Origin of the sequence: Kiloniella majae, assembly GCF_002118315.1 — a bacterium.
Lineage (GTDB): Bacteria > Pseudomonadota > Alphaproteobacteria > Kiloniellales > Kiloniellaceae > Kiloniella > Kiloniella majae.
Genome location: NZ_MTSZ01000008.1, coordinates 112791 through 138096, shown reverse-complemented (window position 1 = coordinate 138096; position 25306 = coordinate 112791). Strand labels below are relative to the sequence as shown.

Here is a 25306-nt window from a genome sequence, read left to right as displayed (position 1 = left end):
TGAAATGACGTTATCTCTAGAGAATATCTGGAGGACGGTCGGAGACGAAGTACACATAGCTGAGGCAAACCTTAGCTTGGAACGTGGTACACTTAATACTCTTCTTGGACCGACTCTTTCGGGTAAAACAAGTTTGATGCGACTTATGGCCGGCTTGGACAAGCCGACCCAGGGACGTATTTCCTTTGATGGTATCGATGTAACAGGCGTTCGGGTTCAAGATCGCAATGTTGCTATGGTTTACCAACAGTTCATCAACTATCCGGCATTGACTGTGTACGAGAACATTGCGTCTCCGCTACGCATTGCCCGCGCTCCGGCTGACGAGATTGATCGTAAAGTTCGTGAAGCAGCAGCGATGATGAAGCTGGAACCGATGTTGGATCGAACACCGCTTGAGCTTTCAGGTGGTCAACAGCAGCGTACTGCACTGGCGCGTGCCATGGTCAAAGGAGCTGACCTTGTTCTCTTGGATGAGCCGCTGGCGAACCTTGATTACAAGTTGCGTGAAGAGCTTCGCGAAGAATTGCCACGGGTTTTTGCAGAAACCGGTGCAATCTTTGTCTATGCGACCACCGAGCCGACAGAGGCATTGTTGTTAGGTGGTAACACGGCGACGCTGCACGAAGGTCGGATTACACAGTTCGGATCTACTATTGATATCTATCGCAATCCGGGCGACCTGTTAACGGCTGATGTCTTCTCTGACCCTCCGATTAACACCTTGCCTGTCACTGTTAAGGGCGGGGTGGTCAGCCACGGCGAGAAATTCTCTGCACCGACCACTGGTGTTCTGTCCCAGGTCGGGGATGGTAATTACACATTGGGCTTCCGCCCAAATCACCTGCATATTGACAGTGATCCAAGCATGATTCCCTTTAAAACCAAAGTTGCGGTTACAGAGATCACCGGATCTGAAAGCTTTGTGCATGTGGACTTCGCAGATCAGCGTTGGGTGAGCCTTACACACGGTGTACAGGAAGTTGAAATCGATAGTGATATCGACGTCTATCTGGAGCCTTCCAAGTGTTTTGTTTTTGATACCAATGGCAAGCTGGTTGCTGGCCCCTGGGGTACAGCTGGGGAGCAAGCGTAATGGCGAAAATTGAACTCAATGGTCTGGCGCATTCTTATATGCCGCACATCCAGGAGCCGCAGGATTTCGCCCTTAAAGAGCTTAATCATGTGTGGGAAGATGGCGGGGCCTATGCGCTGCTTGGTCCATCTGGCTGTGGTAAAACAACACTTCTGAATATTATTTCTGGTTTGTTGAAGCCGACACACGGTGAAATTCTTTTCGATGGAGAGGCTGTCACCAATAAGGCGACTGAAGACCGCAATATTGCACAGGTTTTCCAGTTTCCTGTGGTCTACGACACAATGACTGTCTATGACAATCTGGCTTTCCCGCTTCGCAATCGCGGTGTTGGAGCCAGTGAAATTGACGGACGCGTTCGTGAAATCGCTGAACTTCTGGAAATGAGCGATACTCTAAAACATAAAGCCAGCGGTCTTACGGCAGATGCCAAGCAAAAGATCTCTTTGGGGCGTGGTCTGGTGCGTGCTGACGTATCAGCTATTCTGTTTGATGAGCCCTTGACCGTTATTGATCCCCATTTGAAATGGCAATTACGCTCTCAGCTTAAACATCTGCATAAACGCTTTAACTACACGATGGTGTACGTAACACATGACCAGACGGAAGCTCTGACTTTCGCTGACAAAGTGGTTGTTATGTACGATGGTGCTGTTGTTCAGATGGGAACGCCGGAAGAACTGTTTGAGCGTCCAAAACATACCTTTGTGGGTTACTTCATTGGTTCGCCAGGCATGAACGTGGTGCCATGCCATATTGATGGCAAGCAGGCAATGGTCGCTGGCCATGCTTTTGCCATGGAACAGGGCCTGAGTAATATTCCTGCGGGTGCTTCATTGGAAGTTGGCATTCGTCCTGAATTCCTGTCGCTAACGCGTGAAGGAACCGGACCAACTGTTTCTATTCAAAAGGTAGAAGATCTTGGTCGCTTTAAGGTCGCGAGCGTTCGTCTTGAAGATCACGAGTTTAAAGTTATGGTCAACGAAGAAGATGAAGTCCCTGCAGATGGGGCGCGTCTGGTTGTCGATCCAACGCATGTGAATCTTTATGCCAACAGTCATTTGGTAGAGGAGGCTTGATCATGAATAAATGGTCCGATAACCGCGCTTGGTGGCTTGTTCTTCCCGTTGTTTTAATCGTGGCGTTTTCTGCAGTTATTCCTTTGATGACGGTGGTGAACTATGCCTTTCAGGATACCTTTGGTAATAATGAATTTTACTGGGCTGGTATCGAATGGTTCCAGGAAGTTCTTCGTTCTGATCGTTTCCACGGGGCGCTAGGGCGTCAGTTCCTGTTCTCCTTTATTATCCTTTCTATCGAAATTCCGCTTGGTATTGCCATTGCGTTGGCGATGCCGAAAAAAGGCCTGTGGGTTCCATTCTGTTTGATCCTTATGGCGCTTCCACTCCTTATTCCCTGGAATGTGGTGGGCACGATCTGGCAGATTTTCGGTCGTATTGATATTGGCCTTCTCGGCGCGACGCTGGATGGATTGGGTATTGAATACAACTATACACAAAACGCACTTGATGCCTGGGTAACCTTGATCGTCATGGATGTCTGGCATTGGACGTCACTTGTGGTGCTGCTTTGTTATGCTGGTTTGCAGTCTATTCCCGATGCTTACTATCAGGCAGCCAGAATCGACGGTGCCAGTAAATGGGCAACATTCCGTTTTATCCAATTGCCAAAAATGAACCGCGTACTTCTGATTGCTGTTCTATTACGTTTTATGGACAGCTTCATGATCTACACTGAGCCATTCGTTGTGACTGGTGGTGGACCGGGTAACGCGACAACCTTCCTTTCAATCGATTTGGTTCAAATGGCGATTGGCCAGTTTGACCTGGGACCTGCCGCGGCAATGTCACTGGTCTATTTCTTAATCATTCTGCTCTTCAGCTGGGTATTTTTCACAGTTATGAGCTATTTAGACAGAGCGGAGTCTTAAGTCATGAAAACGAAAGCTCTCGTCACTATTCTCTACATCGTTTTCCTGTTGCTGCCGATCTATTGGTTGCTGAACATGTCCTTGAAAACGAATGAGGAAATTCTCAGTACCTTTAGTCTTTGGCCACAGGATCTGACCTTTGCCAACTATATGGTGATCTTTACAGATCCTAGCTGGTACAACGGCTATATAAATTCAACAATCTATGTGGTGTTGAACACAATTATCACTCTGTTGGTTGCTTTGCCTGCGGCTTATGCTTTCTCGCGCTATAACTTTATGGGCGACAAGCATCTGTTCTTCTGGCTTTTGACCAACAGAATGGCGCCACCAGCGGTTTTTGCCTTGCCGTTCTTCCAACTTTATTCGGCAGTTGGGCTGTTCGATACGCATATTGCGGTGGCTTTGGCGCATTGTCTGTTTAACATTCCGTTGGCTGTCTGGATCCTCGAAGGATTTATGTCCGGTGTGCCGCGTGAGATTGATGAAACCGCTTATATCGATGGTTATTCTTTCCCGCGGTTCTTTACCCGTATTTTCACACCGATGATTTCTTCGGGTATCGGCGTGGCTGCATTCTTCTGCTTCATGTTCTCATGGGTGGAATTGTTGTTGGCCAGAACGCTGACCTCTGTTGATGCCAAGTCAATCTCCGCGACCATGACACGTACCGTATCTGCGTCAGGTCTTGATTGGGGTGTGCTGGCAGCGGCTGGGATATTGACGATTATACCAGGAATTCTGGTGATCTATTTTGTTCGTAACTACATCGCCAAGGGCTTTGCCCTGGGCCGGGTTTAAGAGGGAGTCCGTATCATGGAATTGAACTGGATGGCCTGGACTTGGCCAACGGCTACTTTCTTTATCATCATTGCAACAACGCTTGTTGTGATGACGATATTGGCAATCAAATTTCCAGAAAGGGAAAAGGTTGGAATCCTCAATATTCCAACCACACGTGGAGATCGATTGTTTATCACACTACTGGGCAGTGCTTTTATTCACCTCGGTTGGCTTCTGATGTCAGATATCCAATTGTGGGGAGCCCTCGTCGTAAGCGCTGTCTATGCATTCATCGTTTTTAGATGGGTGTAAACACCTAGAGGGCAAATGTGGGGTGACGAGGCAAACTCGTTTACTGAATGAAGCAACAGGGAGATATAATAATGAAGTCCCGTTATATTGGCGGCGCTCTTACAGCCGTCGCTTTGGTTCTCTCAGCTGGCGCAGCTCATGCGGATACAGCTGCTGCTAAGAACTGGGTAGAAAATGAATTTCAGCCTTCGACTTTGTCCAAAGCTGATCAAATGAAAGAAATGGAGTGGTTTGCAAAAGCTGCTGAGCCTTTCAAAGGCATGGAAATCAATGTAGTTTCCGAAACCATTACAACGCACGAGTACGAATCAAAAACTCTTGCCAAAGCTTTCTATGAAATCACAGGCATCAAGGTTAATCATGACCTGATCGGTGAAGGTGATGTTGTTGAAAAGCTGCAGACACAGATGCAGTCAGGCAAAAACATCTATGATGCCTACATCAACGATTCAGATCTAATTGGTACGCACTATCGTTACCAACAGGTTGTACCGCTTTCTGATTGGATTGCTGGCGAAGGTGCTGAAGTAAGTAACCCGGATCTTGATCTTGGTGATTTCATTGGTACGTCGTTCACCACTGGCCCAGATGGCAAGCTTTATCAGCTTCCTGACCAACAGTTCGCGAACCTTTACTGGTTCCGTTATGACTGGTTCTCTGATCCGGATCTTAAAGCTAAATTTAAAGCAAAATACGGTTATGATCTTGGTGTGCCGGTTAACTGGTCTGCCTACGAAGATATCGCTGACTTCTTTACAAATGACGTGAAAGAAATCGACGGTAAGCCTGTATATGGTCACATGGATTACGGTAAAAAAGATCCATCACTTGGCTGGCGTTTCACCGATGCATGGTTGTCCATGGCTGGTGCTGGCGACAAAAACATTCCAAACGGTATTCCTGTTGATGAATGGGGCATCCGTATGGAAGGTTGCAGCCCGGTTGGCTCTTCCGTTGCACGTGGTGGCGCGACAAACGGCCCGGCTGCTGTTTATTCCGTATCCAAATATGTTGATTGGCTCAAAGCTTACGCTCCACCATCAGCACCAGGTATGACCTTTGGTGAAGCTGGTCCAGTTCCTGCACAGGGTTCTGTTGCTCAGCAGATCTTCTGGTACACCGCCTTTACAGCTGACATGGTGAAAGAAGGTCTTCCAGTTGTGAACGAAGACGGGTCACCAAAATGGCGTATGGCACCTTCCCCGCATGGTCCTTACTGGGAAGAAGGTCAGAAACTTGGTTATCAGGATGCTGGTTCCTGGACACTTATGAAGTCCACTCCAGTTGATCGTCGTAAAGCTGCATGGCTCTACGCACAGTTCACTGTTGCCAAAACTGTTTCTCTGAAGAAAAGTCACGTTGGTCTAACTTTCGTTCGTGAAAGTGACATCCAGCATGAATCCTTTACAGAGCGTGCACCGAAACTTGGTGGTTTGATTGAATTCTATCGTTCACCTGCACGTCTTCAGTGGACGCCAACAGGCATCAATGTTCCTGATTATCCAAAACTTGCACAGCTATGGTGGCAGAACATTGGTGATGCCAGCTCTGGTGCAAAAACACCTCAGGAAGCGATGGATTCACTTGCTGCAGCTCAGGATAAAGTTCTTGGTCGTCTGGAACGCGCAGGCGTACAGGGTGAGTGCGGACCTAAGCTGAACGAAGAAAAAGAAGCCAGCTACTGGCTGAATCAGCCTGGTTCTCCAAAAGCCAAATTGGCTAATGAGAAACCACAGGGTGAAACCGTTGATTATGACGAGCTTGTTAAAAGCTGGAACTAATTAACGCATTTCCTTGCGAATAGAAGGGCCGGAGGATTATTCCTCCGGCCCTTTCTTTTTTGATGGTATGTTTGGTTTGCAGTAATAGTCTACCAAGCTTTGATCGGAGGCGTTAATAAGCTGATGAAACAAATAAAAACAATGCTATCAAGAATGATCCCAACAGTTAAAACTGTTGGCTTCAGTGTGGGTCTGATCAGCGCTTTTTTAGCGCAAAGCCATGCATCGTCTGATGACTATCTTATTCTAAACGCGCAAATTTATACTGTTGATAAAAAAATGCCGTGGGCCGAAGCCGTTTTGGTCGAAGATGGCGTTATTGCTGCTGTGGGCACGGAAAAGCAGCTTTTTGATATGTTGCAGGCTGGTACTGAAGTTATCGATCTAGGCGGGCGGATGCTTCTGCCAGGGTTTCAGGATCCTCATTTACATGCCCTGGAAGCTGGTATCAATGAAACAGTTTGTTTTCTATCTGCTGAAGGAGCGGAAGAGGTTTATCGTCAGGAAATTGCTTATTGCCTTGATGATCAAAGGGATGTGTCATGGTTTATAGGGGCTGGTGTTTCTATGCCTGCTTTACTGGGAACTGTAGAATCTCCTATGGCGTTTCTGGATCGATTAATTCCTGATCGACCAGCTGTTATCCTTGATAATCTTGGGCATGGTGCATGGGCTAATACCAAGGCGATGCAAGCCGTGGGATATTTGGATTTTCAAGAGACTCCGGGGGAAAATCCACCGGGGGGATTGATTGACCGGGATCCTGTTTCTGGTCGCTTGACGGGTGTTGTTTTTGAAAATGCGCAACAGAAGCTCAGGAATGCAGCCCTTCCACCTACCAAGGGAAATGTTAATTTTGCGTATGAAAGCCTGCTTCAAGCTTTGGATCTGTTAGCGGAGAATGGCATTACAACTGTTAGCGATGCAGGCGGTTACTGGCCAAGGGGGCATCAGGAAGCCTGGATACGAGCTGAAGAGGAAAACCTGCTAACGGTGCGGGCCAGTAATGCGCTTTATCTTTACCCTGATTTACCTTTTGAGGAACAGATAGCCGAATTTCAGAAGCGTTATAGTAATGATCCTGAAAAGCTTTTGCGGTTTAATCAGGCCAAGATCTATGTGGATGGAATTTTATCTCAGGCAACAGGGGCACTTTATCAGCCCTATGAAGCCAGTCTTGATCTCCCGAAAGACTTACAAAGGGGCTTCTTGTATTTTCAGGAAGAGACACTGTTTGATTATGTCAGTGCTCTGAAACAACTAGGGTTTCAGGTTCATTTTCATGCCACGGGGGATCGTGGTGTCGGACTTGCTCTCGATGCTGTGGCGCAAGCAAAAAAAGTAAACTCGCCAACGGATATTCAACATCGAATAACACATCTTTACCTTGTTGATAAAAAAGATGTCTCACGGTTTAGAGAGTTAAATGTTATTACCGATTTTCAGCTCGCACCAAGTTCAACCAATTCGGATACGAAACGATATCTTGCCGGGTTTATTGGCCAAAGAGCAGAAGGCTTAATGCCAGCCCGTAAACTTTACGAAGCGGGGGTTGAGATGGTTCTGAGCAGTGATTGGGATGCGGAAGAGCTGTCACCCCTGATGAAAATCGAAGCTGTACTCACCCAAAGGGATGGTGCCTTTGACCGCGTGGAAACAGTTATCGAAATGATGACGCTCAATGTCGCAAAGCTATTGCAGCACGAGGATAAAACAGGATCAATCGAACCGGGCAAGCTGGCGGACTTTGTTGTACTGGACCGAAATATTCTGGATATACCGATAGATGAGATCGGGGCTGTGAATGTAGAGGCAACGCTTCTTGGCGGAGAGCCGGTTTACGATCCGGAAGGTTTGTTCAAGTAATTGCTTGTCCTACCTCTTGGTTCAAGCTCTTGACCCCAGGGTTTTGAACGGCGATAAAGCTTTTTCTTAAATCTTTATAACAACCGCTATTGGAATGGATCTTTTCCCATGAAGCGTATCTTCTCGGGCGTGCAGCCCACAGGGAACCTACATCTTGGCAATTATCTCGGCGCTATTCGCAACTTTGTGCGCCTGCAGGACGACTATGAGTGCATTTTCTGTGTCGTTGATATGCATGCCATTACTGTCTGGCAAGATCCTAAGCAGTTGACTGATAATACTCGTGAAGTCGTGGCGTCGTATCTGGCGGCGGGCGTTGATCCTGAAAAGCACATTATCTTTAATCAGTCGCAAGTGTCTGCCCACGCCGAGCTTGGCTGGATCTTTAACTGTGTGTCCCGGATTGGTTGGTTGAACCGGATGACGCAGTTTAAGGACAAGGCCGGGAAAAATCGGGAGAAAGCATCCACAGGCCTTTATGTATACCCGAACCTGATGGCTGCGGATATTCTTGCCTACAAAGCAACCCACGTGCCGGTTGGTGAAGATCAAAAACAGCATCTTGAGTTAACACGAGATATCGCCATTAAGTTCAACAACGACTTTAACGTTGATCTTTTCCCTGTGCCGGAACCTCTAATTTTTGGTGCTGCAACACGCATCATGTCTTTGCGAGACGGTAGCAAGAAGATGAGTAAGTCTGACCCGTCTGATTACAGCCGTATCACCATGATGGATGATGCTGATACTGTTGCTAAAAAAATCAAGAAGGCAACCAGCGATCCGCATTTGATTCCCGGTGCGGAGGTTTTGGATGAAAATGGTAAGTTACTTGACGATGCCCGCAAAGAGCGTCCGGAAGCTTTTAATCTGTTGTCCATTTATGCGGCGTTGAACGACAAAGAACTTTCGGATGTCCTTGGCGAATTTGAAGGTAAGGGCTTTGCTGACTTCAAAAAATCCCTGACAGAAGTTGCGGTTACCAAGCTGGGACCGATGGGGTCGGAAATGAAACGATTGATGGATGATAAATCATACGTTGATTCTGTGCTCAAACAAGGGGCTGATCGGGCCGCTAAATTGGCAGAACCTGTGATGAAGGAAGTTTTTGACGCTGTTGGATTTTTGCGTCCTTGAGCAGGTAAAACACTGAATTATATGGCACCAGTATAAAAAATTACTGGCACCAAATTTATAGTCGAAAGGGCATCTGGTGAATATCGGATGCCCTTTTTGATTGGGAAAGGTTTGAAAAGTAAAGAAACGTTGTGTTTTTATAATTGGTCAAATTAAAAAAATATTAAGCAAAAAGTTGAAAAATAAAGAAAATATTCAATGGACCCCTTTTCCTTTTTCGTGAAGCAGGATAGATTTCTTTAGGGGTGCTCCCTTGAAAGCCTATGAATAAAAACTTTCTGCCTGAAACGGTAGAACAGGGTAGAGCTAAATGAAAACCTGTGAAAAGGGCGATTGACGGCAATGCAAATCTATCTGCCGATCGCTGAGATATCTGTCGACATAATCCTCTTATTGGCAATGGGAGGCGGTGTCGGATTGCTTTCGGGGATATTTGGTGTTGGGGGCGGCTTTCTAATGACGCCAATCCTGATATTTGTCGGTGTTCCCCCGGCTGTTGCTGTTGCAACACAAGCAAACAATGTAATCGCGTCTTCGGTTTCCGGTGTTTTTGCCCATTGGAAACGGGGAAATGTTGATTTTCTGATGGGTTGGATACTTCTGATCGGTGGCTTTATCGGGTCCACACTTGGTGTTGGTCTGTTTACTTTCCTTAAAAGCCTTGGGCAAATCGACCTCGTTATTAACCTTTCCTATGTGATTTTTCTGGGCACTATTGGGTTATTGATGATGCTCGAAGGCATCAAGGCCGTGTTCCGACGCAGAAAATCGGGGGGGGCTTCCCGCGGAAAACTTCACGAACACAACTGGTTCCATGGTTTGCCGTTGAAAATGAGGTTCCGTAAGTCACGCCTTTATATTTCGGCTCTTCTGCCCTTTGGAATTGGGTTTTTTGTTGGTGTTCTCTCTGCGATTATGGGCGTTGGCGGCGGGTTTATTCTTGTTCCGGCAATGATCTATATGCTGGGCATGCCGACAGCGATGGTTATTGGGACGTCGCTGTTCCAGATCATTTTCGTAGCCGCGAACGTTACTTTTTTACAGGCAGCCCAGAATCAGACCGTTGATGTTGTTCTTGCGCTCTTGCTTCTGGTCGGCTCTGTACTCGGAGCACAGGTTGGTACACGGATCGGCGCCAAGATGCAGGGTGACTGGCTACGTCTGTTGCTTGGCATTCTCGTTGTTATGGTTTGTGGCAAGCTATTCCTTGATCTTCTGATCGAACCCGCTGATCTCTATGCACTGGAGATGGCAGAATGATATCCTTGGTGATTTCTCTGGTGCATCGACTTTTTTCTGTGAGCGGGATCGACGTTCTAAAAGTGCTTGCGGCAGTCGGATTTTCATCTTTTTTTGTTCTATCCGCAAAAGAATCGAAGGCAATTGAAGCTGATCTTTCCAGTCATCTTGTTGCGATTACAGCGGGGTTCTCCGGGGACCGCATTCTTTTATTTGGAAGTATCAATTCCCCTGGCGAAGTTATTGTCGTTGTCAGAGGGCCAGATACGGACTTTAAGGTACAGCGAAAAGGTCAGGTTGCCGGGATCTGGATGAACACGGCTTCGATGAAGTTTGAAAGTGTTCCAAGTTTTTATTCTATCGCATCGACTGGCCCAATTGAAGAAATATCGTCTTCGGCGACGCGCGCACTTAACGCCATTGGCTTTGATAATATCGGCCTTGAGCTTCCGGTAACAAAAGCTGCTGGTAAGCTCGCTGATTCGTGGAAAGACGCCTTGCTTCGGAACCTGCTCCGCAGTGGAAATTACCAGTTGGAAAATGCGGAAATCGTTTTTTTGGGTGAACATCTTTTCCGCACAGAGTTCGAATTACCTGCAAATGTACCCACGGGAACTTACTCTGTGAGTGTTTATCACCTGCGCGATGGTCAAATCATTGATGCGCGGACGACACCCCTGACGGTATCAAAAATTGGTGTCGAAGCTGAAATTTATGACTATGCACATCTTCATAGTGCAATGTATGGTGTTATTGCTATTGTGATTGCTTTGGTATCCGGCTGGATCGGTCATTTAATTTTCCGCAAGGGATAAGGTATGAGTGAAACAGAATCGACAGAACTGAAAATTGATCAAGAAACTGACGGTAAAAAATGCCGGGATCATGGATCTACAGATCGAATTTTCCTGGTTGTCGTTGATGACAGTGATGAAATGCTACAAGCGATGCGTTTTGCGTGCCGACGGGCGTTGCATACAGGCGGGCGGGTTGCGCTGTTGTATGTCATTGAACCTGCCGAGTTTAATCACTGGGCGGCTGTCGGGGATTTGATGCAGGAAGAAGCACGCACCGAAGCCGAGGCTCTCTTGAATAAACTCGGTGAAGAAGTACTTGAATATTCAGGACAAATCCCCGTGCTCTACATGCGCGAAGGCGATCGTCGTGATGAATTGGTCAAGCTTGTTAACGAAGATGATCAGATTTCTATTCTGGTGTTGGGCGCGAGCTCCGGGTCCGGAGGGCCGGGACCACTTTTGACAGCGCTGATGGGAAAACATATCGGTAAATTGCGTGTGCCGATTACGGTTGTGCCCGATAATCTGGAGCCTGCTGAAATTGACGAGATCAGTTAAAGAAATATTCTATATGAATATTCATTGTGGATAGGGGCTTGAATAGCCCCTATAAGATTACATATAAGAACAACAATCCCAGACCGATTTTAAACGAGCAAGATATGTTTATCCAAACAGAACAGACGCCAAACCCGGCCACGCTAAAGTTTTTACCCGGATGCCCGGTGCTTGATGGCGGTACGGCTTTTTTTGAAGCGAAAGAAGCTGCTTCTAACTCTCCTCTTGCTCTTAGATTGTTTGAAATCGAAGGTGTAACCGGCGTGTTTTTTGGTGGTGACTTCATTACGATCACAAAAGCAGAAGACAAAGAATGGTACATCTTGAAACCATCCATTCTCGGCACAATCATGGAGCACTTCACCGCAGGGCGCCCTGTTATAACTGATGCATCTGAAGCAATGTCTTCTCATGCTGAAGCAAGTGATGAAGACGATGATGAGATCGTGTCCCAGATTAAAGAGCTTTTGGATACGCGTGTGCGCCCAGCTGTTGCACAAGACGGCGGCGATATTGTTTTCCACGGTTTTGAAAACGGCATTGTTTATCTTCATATGCAAGGGGCCTGCGCAGGGTGCCCAAGTTCTACTGCGACCCTGAAAATGGGAATCGAGAACATGCTGCGTCATTACATCCCTGAAGTATCTGAAGTGCGCGCCAGTGCTTAGGTATTGAACTGATTTCCAAAACACAAAAAGCCCGGTGTTGATTATTCAGCTCCGGGCTTTTTGTATGGGGTAATATTTTTCATTCAGGGAATGTAATATTGTTGTCCAAACCAGCGCCAGCGTCCGTTTGGGCCAAGCATTGTGCAGTTAATACGGGCTCTTCCTTGTTTGAAAGGCTCTGTTAATCTGACTTCAATACGCCCGCCACCAAGTTCCTGTAATGATAGCTCTCCTTGCGAGCTGTAGCAATTCAGTCCGCGATAAGATCCGTCTTCACGAGGTTTTATTTCCGGACCAATTGTGAAGCCGAAAAGCGGTGGGTTAGTGGCGTCGCTAAGGGTTAAATCTTCAGGTAAAACTGCGGTGACTGGCAACGGCAGACTGTTAATGGCTAGTTTGAAGCGGTCGATTGGGCCAAACCGGTCATTGAATGGATAGCGTGGTAAAGACATAAGGTTGGCATTGCGAGCAATAGCGCCAGAATGCTGACCAAATGCTGCTTTGAAACCATTTGCTTTCAAGGTGCTTTGCAGGCCATTGCTGATTTCACCGTAGGGGTAAGCAAATAGATTGGGTTGTTTTCCTAAAGCCCGTCTGAAGGTCTGATTGGATTTATCGATTGCCTGTTTTTGCTCTTCGACGGATAAATGCGCAATGTGCCGAAGTTCGTTGGCGTGACTGCCAATTGTTACAAGTGGGTCCGAGGCTAGCTCTCTTATTTGAGACCAGGACATATAACCGGGCCGGTTTTGATCTACTGCAGATGTTGTTACAAAAAGGGTGACCGCAAGGTTCGCTTTTTTAAATTCAGGCCAGGCGCTTTCATAGAAAGAAATATAGGCATCGTCGATAGTGATCGCAATCGCACGCTCTGGCAGCGGCAGATTCTGTGTGATGGCATCTACGATATTTGAGAGAGGTAAGATATTGTAGCGACTGTCTTGAAGTTCCTGGATGTGGCTCGTTAATGTTGATATCGACGTGCTGGTTGTCGGGTATCGGGTTTCTCCAAAGCGTTGGTACATAACAACGACAGCGCCATTTTTGGCTTCACCTGTTGTTTCATTGTCTTGTGAAAAGACTGCCTTTTGAAAGCCGATGATACCTGTGATGACGGTAAGGATAAGATAAAATAATTGAAAGCGTTTCAGGTTAAACATAGGGGGTTATTTCTATTTCTTTGTCTGTCAGTGTTGCTTTGATATTGGCCAATTGGTTAGCGCAATATCATTAAGGTATCATCAATGATTGTCTTTAATTGTAACAAAGCCAGATCACGGATATAAGCCATTATGTTATTTTGCCTATGCTATGGGCTAAGTTAACTTGAGTGTCAAAGGGATGATTTCGCGATAATGCGTGCTGATAGTTCATTGTTACTTGGTTTGGATACTGCGGGATCTTCTTGCTCCGTTGCGATTATCGACAAAGGCCATGTTCTGGCTTCTCGAGTAGAGCCCATGCGACGGGGACAGTCCGAACGCCTTTTGCCGATTGTGCAAGACTTGTTGGCAGAAACGGGCAAAGATCTGATGGATATGGATGGTTTTGCGGTTACAACAGGCCCTGGCGGTTTTACGGGTGTTCGAATTGGTTTGGCAGCGGCTCAAGGGTTTGCTCTTGCCTGTAACAAATCACTTGTCGGGGTTAATAACTTTGAAGTGTTGGCCCGTGATGTCCCTGTTGATGAAAAAGGTGTTGATACACAAATCGTTGTTGTAATAGATGCCAAACGTGCAGATTTATTTGTTCAAAGTTTTGATTCAAAACTCGTGCCTTTGACAGCGCCGTTTGCTTCGCTTCCCGAGAATCTTAATGATCAGCTACCTGATGGTAATCTATTGCTGGTCGGCGATGGCGTTGATCAGGTGGCTGAAGATTTGAAAACGGCAGGGCGTTCGATTAATTTCTCTAAAGCCTCTGCCAATGCGGATGCCGGGAACTTGTTACGGTGCGCTTTGGAGCAGAAACTTTTTGAGCAGGAAAAACAATCTGTTGAACCTTTGTATTTGCGGGCTCCGGATGTGTCGTTACCCAAAGACAAAACGACTTTCTAGATGATGCTATGAGCAGCTCTGAAAAAATAATTCAGTGCGGTGTTGAGCATGCAGACCTGTTGGCTGAAATGCACCTGAGGTCATTTTCTTCTTCTGCGTGGAAAGCCAAGGATATTTCGGCAATACTTGTTCAGAAAGCCAATAGTGGCTTGATCTATTGTCATGATGAAAAACCGGTTGGTTTTATTCTTTGGCAAGAAGTTGTCGGCGAAGCTGAAATATTGACCTTTTGTGTTGATCCGAGCTCAAGGGGACTGGGGTTTGCCAAGAAGATAATACTCGAGATGTTTGAAATATTTCGTCAAGCATCTGTTAATAAGGTGTTTTTAGAAGTTTCCGAAGAAAATATCGTTGCGCTTTCTCTTTATCGGGCGATGGGGTTTTCTGAAATTGCACGGAGATCCAAATACTACCACAAATCTGATGGAACTGCCGTTGATGCAGTTGTTATGTCTGTGGATATTTAAAACCTTCAAGAAATTCTTAGCATAGACACCATAATCATAAATATTTTATGCGAACTAACTTGAAAGTTACATAAAATAACTTTAATTCACTTACTGGTATGTTATGAACTAAATAATATTTTGATCATTATAAGATAACTTTGTATTGGGAAAGAACAGTCATACTATGTCTGAAGATAACTCCTCATTAGAATTAGTAGAGCTTACTACGAGTCTTGTTTCTGCACATGTTTCCAACAATTCTGTTGCAATGTCAGATTTGCCTCAATTAATTCGCGAGGTATATGGCACCCTGTCTACCTTGGGTCAGGAAGAGAAAAAAGAACCTGAGCGGCCAACACCTGCTGTATCCGTTAAAAAATCCATTACACCGGAATTCATTGTCTGTCTGGAAGACGGTAAAAAGCTCAAAATGCTTAAGCGTCACTTGAAAACGGCTTACAACATGACGCCGGAAGAATATCGCGAACGTTGGGGCTTGCCACAAGACTATCCAATGGTTGCCCCTAACTATGCGAAACAGCGTAGTTCTTTGGCAAAACAGATTGGCTTGGGGACAAAAGCAAACAGAACAAAGTAATCAAATTTCTTTGAACTGATATGTCTTAAAAAATGCGCTATCGGGCTTTTCTCGGTAGCGCATTTTGTGTAAATTAGAATTATTCAAAAAAGTAACCGTATTCATTAACGACGACTTCAGGGTAATTATGGCATCAAAACTGGAAGTTCTTTGTGCTGAAAAAGGTCTGAAAATGACCGAACAGCGAAGAGTTATCGCAAGGGTTCTTTCTGATTCTACGGATCACCCTGATGTGGAACAGGTTTATCACCGTGCTTCCAAACTAGACTCGAAGATTTCTATTGCGACAGTCTATCGGACAGTAAAACTGTTTGAAGAAGCTAACATACTGGAACGACATGATTTTGGCGATGGGCGTGCCCGTTACGAAGAAGCAACGGAGCAAGTTCACGATCACCTGATTGATGTGAATTCAGGTGAAGTGTTGGAATTTTCTGATGATGAGATTCATGAGCTCTTGAGTAAAATGGCGCAAAAGCTTGGTTATCGACTGGTCGATCACCGCCTTGAACTTTATGCTGTTCGTGAAGGCTGTAGTGCAATAAAATAGACACAATTTTCTGGCACAGTCCTCGCCATGTTTAAATTCGCCATGTCTATTTCCAGGGAACACGCTGAGCATGAATGAGGGTAATTCACGACCCGTCGATGTAACTGCGGGACAACTCACGATCCGTTTGGCCGAAAGCGAACGGGAAGTTTTGGCCGCGCAGAATCTGCGATATGATATTTTTTATCGCGAGAATTCCGCTCAACCCACACCAGAGATGGAAGCCCAGAGTCGGGACTTTGATAGCTTTGATCCTTTCTGCGATCATTTGCTTGTTTTCGACAATGAGAAAGGGACAGGGCCCGAGGCTGTTGTTGGCACCTATCGTGTAATGCGTCGTGAAGGTGCGGAAAAGCGCGGGCAGTTTTATTCTGTCGATGAATTTAATCTGGAGAAATTGCTGAATTTTGATGGAGAAATTCTTGAATTGGGCCGATCCTGTATCGATCAGGAGTATCGGCGTGGTTCGACAATGCAGCTTTTGTGGCGTGGTATTGCCCAGTATGTTTTCACCTATGATATTCGGTATATGTTTGGTTGCGCAAGTTTGCATGGCATTGATCCAGAGCAAATGAAACTGCCTTTATCGTATCTCTATCATAATCACTTGGCAGAGACTGCCATCCGCCCCAAAGCGCTGCCGGAAAGATTTAGTTCCATGAATCTTATGCCTGCGGATCAGATTGATCCCAAGGCAGCCATTAAAGAGCTACCGCCTTTGATTAAGGGGTATCTAAGGCTTGGTGGTGTTATCGGAGATGGCGCCGTGATTGATGAACAGTTTGGCACCACGGATGTTTGTGTGATTGTTGAAACAAGCCGGGTGACAGACAAGTACTATAAACACTATCGCCGTGAAACGGACAATGCAGCACAACAGGTAGCATGATATGTCGGACATCGCTGTAGCTTCTGGTTTGGGATCTGATTTAAGAGCCTCTTGCCGTTTGGTTGTGTATGTCCTTTTCACTTTGGCTTTGATGCCGCTACAACTTTTGCTTTTGCTGCTGCGGTTGCCGGGACGGTATAAACTGCCTCTGTGGTATCACAACGCGACCTGTTTCTTGAATGGTATCAAGATCGTCACCCGTGGACAGCAAAGTACGCGACAGCCGACACTCTATGTATCCAACCATGTTTCCTATCTGGATATTTCTATTCTGGGTAGTTTGATTGACGGGCACTTCGTTGCGAAGTCCGAGGTTGGTAATTGGCCGTTTTTTGGCTGGCTTGCCAAGCTATCCGGCACAGTTTTTATTCAGCGCCGCCGACATAAATCCAGCGAAAGTCGCGATAACATGGCGAAGCGTCTTGGGAATGGGCGTGATCTGATTTTATTTCCCGAGGGAACGTCAAGCGACGGTACCCGGGTGTTGCCTTTTAAATCGGCTCTCTTTTCAGTTGCCCAGGCATCCGAAAACGATAGCCCCTTGCTGGTTCAGCCAATCTCTATTACATACACCCGGTTGGATGGTATGCCGATGGGCCGCTTATGGCGTCCTTTTTATGCTTGGTATGGTGATATGGAATTGCCCGGGCATTTATGGCATGCGCTGGCGATGGGGGTTTTAACTGTCGAGGTTGAGTTCCTGGAGCCAGTAGAAGCGAGTTTTTTCGCCAATCGGAAAGCGATGGCCAGTCATTGTCATAAGGCAGTGTCGGGTGGTGTTTCTGATGCTCTGAGAGGGCAGCGATTACAGATAGCTTCAAATCCCAACAGATGGTAATTTAACAAGGTGTCAGAACGGTTTATTCATAAATATACCGAATATGATGCTAGGCTGAATTGGTAATTACGTTGGCGAAAAAGCTCTATATTAAGACCTATGGCTGTCAAATGAACGTCTATGATACTGTTCGTATGACAGATGTTCTGGCCCCTTTGGGATACAAGACTGTGGATAGCCCCGATACGGCGGACATGGTTATTCTCAATACTTGCCATATCCGTGAAAAGGCTTCTGAAAAGGTCTTTTCTGAACTTGGCCAGCTCAGACGGCTCAAAGAAAAGCGCGAATCCGATGGTGATCGCATGCTGATTGGTGTCGCCGGTTGTGTGGCGCAGGCTGAAGGTGAAGAGATTTTACGCCGTGCGAAACAGGTCGATATGGTGTTTGGTCCGCAAACCTATCATCGGCTGCCTGAAATGGTCACCAAGGCGCTGGGCAATACTTCTGGTCGAGGAATTTCCGATACGGATTTTCCCGTAGAATCCAAATTTGACTTTTTGCCTGAAGAAAGCCAGACACATGGTCCTTCTGCTTTTCTCTCTGTGCAGGAAGGTTGTGACAAGTTCTGTACTTTCTGTGTTGTTCCCTATACCCGCGGTGCTGAATTTTCACGCCCGGTAACCGCGATTGTTGATGAAGCCAAACGTCTGGTTGCCAATGGAACGCGTGAGATTACGTTGCTTGGGCAAAATGTGAACGGTTTCCACGGCGAAGCAGCCGACGGCAAAACGTGGCGTTTGGGGCGTCTGCTCAGAGAACTAGCAGACGTTGATGGTATTGAGCGCCTTCGCTACGTTACCTCACACCCAAATGATATGGATGATGAGCTTATCGAAACCCATCGTGATCTATCTGAATTGATGCCGTATCTTCATTTGCCGATCCAAAGTGGCTCTGACCGCATATTGGAAATGATGAATCGCAAACACACTGGCGATGAATATCGCCGGGTAATCGATAAGCTTCGGGATGCCTGTCCTGAGCTGGCGCTGTCATCTGACTTTATTGTCGGTTTTCCGGGCGAAAGTGATCAGGATTTTGCTGATACACTGCGTTTGGTTACTGATATTAATTATGCTCAGGCCTATTCTTTCAAATATAGCCCGCGTCCGGGAACACCGGCTGCTGGTATTGATGCGCAGGTCCCGGAAGATGTTAAGTCGAAACGTCTTGCAATGTTACAGGAACTGCTCAATGCGCAGCAAATGGCGTTTAATCAAAGTATGATCGGGAAAACACTTTCGGTTCTAATTGAACGTAAAGGTCGTGAAGCAGGTCAACTGGGTGGACGTAGTCCTTATATGCAGTCTGTCTTTGTACAGGCGCCAGAGCGCCTGATGGGGCAAATTGTTGATGTCAAAATTGAAACAGCAAAACCAAATTCTTTAACAGGTTCAGTAGTAACAGGTGACTTTGGCGTTTTTGACGCGCATAATATGGAACATGCCAAAGCCGGAATGGAGGGACGCATTTGACAGCCAGAGCTCGTAACGGACAAGCCGCCCGTGGTACACGGCAGAATAAATTAATTGAGTTTGATGATAATAGCCTTCTCCCCATGCTTTATGGGGAACATGATCAGCATCTAGTTCGATTGGAACAGCACCTTGATGTGGATCTCGCTTCGCGTGGAAATCAAGTATCAATAAGCGGTAGTAAAGATTCTGTAGCGACAGCAAAGGTTGTTTTAAAAGCATTGTACGAACGATTGCAAAAGGGTCTGGATGTTGGCGATGGCGAGGTTGATGCCGTTGTTCGCATGGCGCAAATAACACCGGATGTTGATGAAACCGAAAAAGCGGTAGAATCAACACATGGGGATGAGCTGGCGATTGTTACCCGTAAAAGACGCCTTAACCCCCGGTCTCCCGGACAAGCAGCTTATATCAAGGCAATGCAACGTCATGAGTTGGTGTTTGGTGTCGGGCCTGCCGGAACGGGGAAAACCTACATGGCGGTTGCCTATGGGGTTTCCCTTTTGCTGAACGGGGATGTTGAGCGCATTATTCTCTCTCGCCCTGCTGTTGAGGCCGGTGAACGTCTGGGCTTTTTGCCTGGAGATATGAAGGATAAGGTCGATCCTTATCTGCGTCCGCTTTATGATGCGCTTCACGATATGCTGCCTTCGGATCAGGTCATGAGCCGATTGGAAAACGGCGAGATCGAGATTGCACCTCTTGCCTTTATGCGTGGGCGAACACTGTCGAATGCCTTCGTTATTCTTGACGAGGCCCAGAACACGACCCCTGTGCAGATGAAAATGTTCCTGACTCGACTTGGCGAGCGTTCTCGCATGGTCGTGACGGGTGATATGTCACAGGTGGATCTGCCAAAAGGGCAATTGTCCGGACTTCGGGATGCGTCACATACTCTTGCCAAGTTGGAAGAGGTGGGCTTTGTTCAGTTTGCTCATGCAGATATTGTTCGGCATGAGTTGGTTACAAAAATTGTACGTGCCTATGATAATCGTCAGAACAAGGGCGATGGAGAAGAAAGAGATTTCTTTGATGGCTGATAAGCCAGAGATTTACCTGATTTCAAAGGTTCCGAGAAGTGTCTGACCTTATCATGACCGAAGCTATGGAGCGGTCTTTGAGTGATGAAGGTGTATCTTTTATGTCTTCGGGACTCGAGGTTGCTGTTGAGCTGAGAGAATCTCAGTGGGCTGATAAGCTCCCTCATTATCAGGCACTTATCCATCGGGCTGTAATTGCCTCTTATGTCTTTGCCGGATTTTCTGCTGAGCCTTCTTCGTCTGAGACAACGTTAATTTCGGAAGCGGAATTATCTGTTGTTCTTGCAAACGATGTTTCTGTTCAGGCATTAAACAAGGAATATCGCGGTAAAGACAAACCTACAAATGTGTTGTCTTTCTCTACTTTGGATGACCCGGATGAGGCAGATTTGGCCTCTCAACGCGGTGTTTTGCCTCTTGGGGATATAGTTTTGTCTCTGGAAACCTTGATTTTAGAAGCAAATGAGCAATCTAAAAGACTGGAAGATCATTTCACGCATCTTTTGGTGCATGGTGTTTTGCACTTACTGGGGTATGATCATATTGACGATGATGATGCGTTTGAGATGGAAGGGCTTGAGGTAGATATTTTGAATAGGCTTGGCGTTGGAAACCCTTATGAGCTTGGTGACAAGCGATTTGTTGAGGGTGCGATAGATGAGTGAAATATCGGGTAATAGTAAATCGCTGCGCGACCAGGATGCAGAGGCATCGTCGCGCGGCGGACTATGGAATTGGTTAACACGCAGCTTTGGATTTAAAAATGGCGATTCCAGTTTTCGCGAGACGATGGAAGAGATCATTGAAGAGATTGAAGGCAGTGAAGACGAGGCGGCGTCATCTACGCCGATTGGTGAAGACGAGCGCGTTATGCTCGGAAATATCCTCAAGCTTCGACATCTGACCTGTTCTGATGTCATGGTGCCTCGGGCTGACATTATTGCTGTGGATCTGGATACATCCATCGGCGATTTGATTGATATGATGAGCCGTGCAGGCCATTCAAGGCTGCCGGTGTTCCGCGAAACCTTGGACGATGTCATTGGTATGGTTCATATCAAGGACGTTTTGGAATATTCCAAAGGTGCTCGTAACCCCAATCTTGCCAGCATCGTACGCCGTGTTTTAATCATTGCCCCTTCCATGCGAGCCATTGATTTGCTTCTGGAGATGCGTATGTCGCGCGTCCACATGGCGCTGATCGTTGACGAATTTGGTGGTATCGATGGCCTTGTAACCATTGAAGATCTTGTTGAAGAGATCGTCGGCGAGATAGAGGATGAGCATGACACTGATGAAGGACCGAGGCTATATCCACGCCCGGACGGCTCATTCATCGCTGACGCACGTTGCCCAATAGGTGAGTTGGAAGAGAAAATTGGCCCCATTCTGACAGATGAAGAGCGTGACGAAGATATCGACACGCTTGGTGGTGTTGTTTTTTGGCTTGCAGATCGGGTGCCTGCACGAGGTGAGTTGATCGAACATGAAGAAACCGCGGTTATGTTCGAGGTATTGGACGCAGATCCGCGCAGAATCAAGCGTTTGAAGGTATGGAAGAACACGCTAACAGATAGCGAAGAACAAGAAGAAGGCTAGCCGATATGGTTATGGGGCGGGGGTTGGCTGGTATCTATAGCCTGAGTGATAAGTTGCAATCAATCACAGGATGGAAGCGTTATGCGATTGCTGCCGGCTTGGGCGGACTATCAGCAACAGCCTTTGCGCCTTTGTTTCTCATCCCTCTTTTGATCCCCGCGTTTGTTGGCTTGCTTTGGCTCTGGAAGGGGGCTGAAACTCCGAAAAAGGCTGCCTTTATCGGATGGGCTTTTGGGACAGGATATTTTGCTGTTGGCCTCTATTGGGTCGGCGCTGCTTTTTTGGTGAACACTGCCCGCCATGCCTGGTTAATGCCTTTTGCAATTCTTGCTTTAGCCGCAGGCATGGGGCTTTTTCATCTTCTCGTTGGCTATGCAATGGGGCGACTGAAGTTCCGGGGGGTAGAGCGGGTTTTGGCCTTTACAGCTATCTGGCTTTTTATTGAGTGGTTGAGGTCCTGGATTTTTACCGGATTTCCTTGGAATCTGATTGGCTCGGTCTGGACCTTCTCTGATCATATGCTTCAGTTCGCAAGCTTAACTGGCGTATGGGGGCTTAGTGTTCTCTCTCTGCTTGTTGCCAGTGCAGCTTCGGTATTGTTCGAAGATAAAAGCCTTCCTTTTGCTGAGATGAAGCGTCGGGTTGCTTTTGTACTTGTTGTGTTGTGCATGCCTTTAGTGATTTGGGGGTATGGTGCTTTTCGATTGAGTGCGGCGTCAACAGGTGCAGAGGCCTTTGTTGACAACATAAAAATGCGCTTGGTTCAGCCCAATATTCCTCAGGAAGATAAATGGAAGCCTGACTTGCGTGGTGAGCATATTGTTACGCAAATGCAATTAAGCGCACGCGAGGGGTTTAAAGATATTACCCATGTAATTTGGGCAGAAACAGCCGTACCATTTTTGTTGTCTGGTGACAAAGAGCTGCGATCAGTTGTCTCAAGAGTTGTCCCGCCTTCAGGGTATTTGATCACAGGGGCTCCAAGAGTCGAAGAGCTATCAGTTGATGGTGGAGTTGAACGGAGTTTTCGCAATTCCATGCATGTTCTCGACCGGCGTGGCGAAATTGTCGATACTTACGACAAATTTCATCTCGTTCCTTTTGGTGAATACGTGCCTTTGAAAAGTTGGCTACCCTTTCTCAAAAAAATGACCGCGGGTAGTTCAGATTTTACTCCGGGTGAAGGGCTTCGAACAATGAGTGTTCCAGGCCTTCCTGCGATGAGTATGTTGATTTGTTATGAAATTATCTTCCCCGGCGCTGTCGCTAAGTCTTCTGAAAGACCAGATTGGATACTCAATTCAACCAACGATGGCTGGTTTGGAATAACCAGCGGCCCTTATCAGCACTTTGGTATGGCACAACTCAGGGCTGTCGAAGAGGGTTTGCCTGTGATTCGTGTTGCGAATACGGGTATATCAGCCTCGATCGATCCTTATGGGCGTGTTGTTAAGAGCCTTGGTTTAGGAGAAAAGGGCATTGTTGATACTGGGTTACCTAAAAAAGTATCAGGGAAAACGTTGTTTTCTATCATTGGCAATTTCTCTGTGTTGATACTGATCGCTCTCTTGCTGCTACCACTGGTAATCAGGCGAAAAAGCGGAGGGCGACCCTAAAAATACACTCTTTTGTAAGAAATAAGTTGACTACATACGATAGTATGCATAAATATACTCGTATAGATGGTTGCTTGTGTGCAGTTTAGAAAGAGTGGAATTATGGGTCGAGTACAAGAAAACGAACCAGTTCGTGGTAAAGGCAAACCAAATCCTGTTGACGTTCATGTCGGCAGCAGAGTCCGATTGCGTCGGACGCTTCTTGGTATGAGTCAGGAAAAGCTTGGCGAAGCTATTGGTCTGACTTTCCAGCAAGTTCAAAAGTACGAGCGTGGGGCAAACCGTGTTGGCGCCAGTCGTTTATATGACTTGGCTCGTGTTCTCGAGGTACCGGTTGGTTATTTCTTTGCGGATATGCCTGATGAAGTTGCTTCGCAGTCACCCGTTCGCTTGCGCGAAATGAGTGAAGAAAAGGTTGAAGCTTTTGTTCATGAAGCTGATCCAATGGCGAAGCGTGAAACGCTTGAGTTGGTCAGGGCTTATTACAAGATCGTTGATCCGCATGTGCGCAAACGTCTTTTCGAAATGACAAAAGCATTGGGTACTGCGGCAGAAACTGCTTCTGAGGAAGCCGCAAACTCTTAAGTTTTATTAAGACATTGCAGAAAATATCTGCTTAATGATTGATTTCAGCATGAATCGATAATTAAGCATTGCATTATAGAGCGCGATCAGGCATTCCTGATCGCGTTTTGCATTATATGCATTTTGCGTTATATAGTGCATTTGGTCGGGCATGGGTCGCATTATCGTTATTTTCCGGTGCCACGGTCAATTTTTTAATTAATCATATAGAAAGGGGTTGTCGTGCGACTTGGCAGCTATCTTTTCACAAGCGAGTCCGTGTCTGAAGGACACCCTGACAAAGTTTGTGATCGCGTATCAGATTCTATCGTAGATCTATACCTCTCTCACGACCCGCAGTCCCGTATTGCGGTTGAGACACTTGCAACAACAAACCGGATCGTTTTGGCCGGTGAAGTTCGTGGTCCTGCTTCAGTGACGCCTGACGTTATTGAAGAAGTGGCTCGTCAGGCTGTTCGTGACATTGGCTATGAACAAGACGGTTTTCATTGGAAAAACATGGATGTACAGAATTTCATCCATGAGCAGTCCGTGGATATCGCCCAGGGCGTTGATGCCGCTGGTAATAAAGACGAAGGTGCTGGTGACCAAGGTATTATGTTCGGTTATGCCTGTAAGGAAACCGATGGTTACATGCCTGCACCAATTTTTTATTCGCATAATATTTTACGTTCCTTGGCTGATGTCCGCCACTCTGGTGAAGAGCCAGGCTTGGGACCAGATGCGAAAAGCCAGGTTACGCTGGAATATGTCGACGGCAAACCTGTTCGTGCGACGTCTGTGGTTGTGTCTACTCAGCATGCTGAGGGTATGGATAGCGATCAGATTCGTGAAATCGTCCGCCGTCACGTCGAAAAAGAGCTTCCACAGGGCTGGATGTGTTCTGATGATGAATTTTATGTGAATCCAACAGGCCGCTTTGTTATTGGTGGTCCTGATGGCGATGCTGGTCTTACTGGCCGTAAGATTATCGTTGATACATACGGTGGTGCTGCACCGCACGGTGGTGGTGCTTTCTCTGGTAAAGACCCGACCAAGGTTGACCGTTCAGCTGCTTATGCAGCGCGCTATCTTGCGAAGAATGTTGTTGGTGCTGGCCTTGCCGAGCGTTGTACAATTCAGGTTTCTTACGCAATTGGTGTGTCCAAACCGCTTTCACTTTATGTGAATACTCATGGCACAGGCCAGGTTGATGAGCAGAAGCTTCCAGCTATCCTTATGGATATCATGGATCTTTCTCCGCGCGGTATTCGCGAGCATCTGGCTTTGAACAAGCCTGTTTATGCGCGTACAGCTGCTTATGGCCACTTTGGCCGTCGTCCGGAAGATGATGGAGGCTTCTCATGGGAGCGCCTTGATCTTGTGGATAACCTTAAGTCAGCTTTTAATCTTTAAGAGCTGAAGAAGACGTAGAGTAAA

26 protein-coding genes are annotated in these 25306 nt (G+C 46.7%); 25 read left to right on the top strand and 1 reads right to left on the bottom strand.

Features of this window, described 5'->3' with window-relative positions:
* Positions 1-4 precede the first annotated feature (4 nt).
* The 12 genes from BKB51_RS18355 (at position 5) to BKB51_RS18300 (ending at position 12188) form a co-directional block, all read left to right on the top strand.
* Positions 5-1096, top strand: a complete 1092-nt coding sequence (locus tag BKB51_RS18355) for an ABC transporter ATP-binding protein (RefSeq protein ID WP_085902568.1) — start codon at positions 5-7, stop codon at positions 1094-1096.
* Positions 1096-2175, top strand: coding sequence for an ABC transporter ATP-binding protein (locus tag BKB51_RS18350; protein WP_085902567.1), 1080 nt, complete (start codon positions 1096-1098; stop codon positions 2173-2175). Before BKB51_RS18355 ends, BKB51_RS18350 begins: the two co-directional genes overlap by 1 nt.
* A 2-nt stretch (positions 2176-2177) precedes the next feature.
* On the top strand, positions 2178-3047 hold the full coding sequence (locus tag BKB51_RS18345; protein WP_047764154.1) for a carbohydrate ABC transporter permease: 870 nt from the start codon (positions 2178-2180) through the stop codon (positions 3045-3047).
* A gap of 3 nt (positions 3048-3050) precedes the next feature.
* Entirely contained in the window at positions 3051-3848 is a 798-nt protein-coding gene (locus BKB51_RS18340) for a carbohydrate ABC transporter permease (RefSeq protein ID WP_047764155.1), read from the top strand.
* Positions 3849-3863: 15 nt separating this feature from the next.
* Complete coding sequence (locus BKB51_RS18335; RefSeq protein WP_085902566.1) at positions 3864-4142, top strand: DUF2160 domain-containing protein; 279 nt, start codon at positions 3864-3866, stop codon at positions 4140-4142.
* A 71-nt stretch (positions 4143-4213) separates the two neighbouring features.
* Positions 4214-5923 carry an ABC transporter substrate-binding protein gene (locus BKB51_RS18330; RefSeq protein WP_085902565.1) on the top strand — a complete coding sequence of 570 codons (1710 nt, stop codon included), beginning with the start codon at positions 4214-4216 and terminating at the stop codon, positions 5921-5923.
* 123 nt (positions 5924-6046) lie between these two features.
* Positions 6047-7789, top strand: coding sequence for an amidohydrolase (locus tag BKB51_RS18325; protein WP_085902564.1), 1743 nt, complete (start codon positions 6047-6049; stop codon positions 7787-7789).
* A gap of 108 nt (positions 7790-7897) precedes the next feature.
* Positions 7898-8926 (top strand): tryptophan--tRNA ligase, encoded by a 1029-nt coding sequence (gene trpS / locus BKB51_RS18320; protein ID WP_085902563.1) that lies wholly within the window; start codon positions 7898-7900, stop codon positions 8924-8926.
* Positions 8927-9268: 342 nt separating this feature from the next.
* Entirely contained in the window at positions 9269-10186 is a 918-nt protein-coding gene (locus BKB51_RS18315; protein WP_085902562.1) for a sulfite exporter TauE/SafE family protein, read from the top strand.
* Positions 10183-10980, top strand: coding sequence for a TIGR02186 family protein (locus BKB51_RS18310; protein ID WP_085902561.1), 798 nt, complete (start codon positions 10183-10185; stop codon positions 10978-10980). Before BKB51_RS18315 ends, BKB51_RS18310 begins: the two co-directional genes overlap by 4 nt.
* A 3-nt stretch (positions 10981-10983) precedes the next feature.
* Complete coding sequence (locus BKB51_RS18305) at positions 10984-11520, top strand: universal stress protein (RefSeq protein WP_085902560.1); 537 nt, start codon at positions 10984-10986, stop codon at positions 11518-11520.
* A 104-nt stretch (positions 11521-11624) separates the two neighbouring features.
* On the top strand, positions 11625-12188 hold the full coding sequence (locus BKB51_RS18300) for a NifU family protein (protein WP_085902610.1): 564 nt from the start codon (positions 11625-11627) through the stop codon (positions 12186-12188).
* A gap of 83 nt (positions 12189-12271) precedes the next feature.
* Here BKB51_RS18300 and BKB51_RS18295 read toward each other — a convergent pair whose 3' ends face one another.
* A complete protein-coding gene (locus BKB51_RS18295; protein WP_085902559.1) occupies positions 12272-13348 on the bottom strand; it encodes a polysaccharide deacetylase family protein in 1077 nt (358 codons plus the stop codon).
* 195 nt (positions 13349-13543) lie between these two features.
* Here BKB51_RS18295 and tsaB point away from each other — a divergent pair, with 195 nt between their 5' ends.
* The 13 genes from tsaB to metK all read left to right on the top strand — a co-directional run bounded on the left by tsaB (position 13544) and on the right by metK (position 25282).
* Positions 13544-14245 (top strand): tRNA (adenosine(37)-N6)-threonylcarbamoyltransferase complex dimerization subunit type 1 TsaB, encoded by a 702-nt coding sequence (tsaB, locus tag BKB51_RS18290; protein WP_085902558.1) that lies wholly within the window; start codon positions 13544-13546, stop codon positions 14243-14245.
* 8 nt (positions 14246-14253) lie between these two features.
* A complete protein-coding gene (rimI, locus tag BKB51_RS18285) occupies positions 14254-14712 on the top strand; it encodes a ribosomal protein S18-alanine N-acetyltransferase (RefSeq protein WP_085902557.1) in 459 nt (152 codons plus the stop codon).
* 166 nt (positions 14713-14878) lie between these two features.
* The gene (locus BKB51_RS18280; RefSeq protein ID WP_085902556.1) at positions 14879-15292 is read left to right on the top strand and encodes a Ros/MucR family transcriptional regulator; all 414 of its coding nucleotides are present in this window, start codon (positions 14879-14881) and stop codon (positions 15290-15292) included.
* Between the two features lie 127 nt (positions 15293-15419).
* The gene (locus tag BKB51_RS18275) at positions 15420-15842 is read left to right on the top strand and encodes a Fur family transcriptional regulator (RefSeq protein WP_085902555.1); all 423 of its coding nucleotides are present in this window, start codon (positions 15420-15422) and stop codon (positions 15840-15842) included.
* Between the two features lie 70 nt (positions 15843-15912).
* Positions 15913-16731, top strand: a complete 819-nt coding sequence (locus tag BKB51_RS18270) for a GNAT family N-acetyltransferase (RefSeq protein WP_085902554.1) — start codon at positions 15913-15915, stop codon at positions 16729-16731.
* A gap of 1 nt (position 16732) precedes the next feature.
* The gene (locus BKB51_RS18265; protein ID WP_085902553.1) at positions 16733-17569 is read left to right on the top strand and encodes a lysophospholipid acyltransferase family protein; all 837 of its coding nucleotides are present in this window, start codon (positions 16733-16735) and stop codon (positions 17567-17569) included.
* A 71-nt stretch (positions 17570-17640) separates the two neighbouring features.
* Positions 17641-19047 (top strand): tRNA (N6-isopentenyl adenosine(37)-C2)-methylthiotransferase MiaB, encoded by a 1407-nt coding sequence (gene miaB / locus BKB51_RS18260; RefSeq protein ID WP_179188626.1) that lies wholly within the window; start codon positions 17641-17643, stop codon positions 19045-19047.
* Entirely contained in the window at positions 19044-20087 is a 1044-nt protein-coding gene (locus BKB51_RS18255; RefSeq protein WP_198946796.1) for a PhoH family protein, read from the top strand. The genes miaB and BKB51_RS18255 overlap by 4 nt, the downstream gene beginning before the upstream one ends.
* A gap of 38 nt (positions 20088-20125) precedes the next feature.
* Positions 20126-20752 carry an rRNA maturation RNase YbeY gene (gene ybeY / locus BKB51_RS18250; protein WP_198946795.1) on the top strand — a complete coding sequence of 209 codons (627 nt, stop codon included), beginning with the start codon at positions 20126-20128 and terminating at the stop codon, positions 20750-20752.
* A complete protein-coding gene (locus BKB51_RS18245) occupies positions 20745-21686 on the top strand; it encodes a hemolysin family protein (protein ID WP_085902551.1) in 942 nt (313 codons plus the stop codon). The genes ybeY and BKB51_RS18245 overlap by 8 nt, the downstream gene beginning before the upstream one ends.
* Positions 21687-21691: 5 nt before the next feature.
* Positions 21692-23302 (top strand): apolipoprotein N-acyltransferase, encoded by a 1611-nt coding sequence (gene lnt, locus BKB51_RS18240; protein WP_085902550.1) that lies wholly within the window; start codon positions 21692-21694, stop codon positions 23300-23302.
* A gap of 102 nt (positions 23303-23404) precedes the next feature.
* Positions 23405-23887, top strand: coding sequence for a helix-turn-helix domain-containing protein (locus BKB51_RS18235; protein ID WP_047764168.1), 483 nt, complete (start codon positions 23405-23407; stop codon positions 23885-23887).
* A gap of 222 nt (positions 23888-24109) precedes the next feature.
* Entirely contained in the window at positions 24110-25282 is a 1173-nt protein-coding gene (gene metK, locus BKB51_RS18230; protein ID WP_085902549.1) for a methionine adenosyltransferase, read from the top strand.
* Positions 25283-25306: the final 24 nt, after the last annotated feature.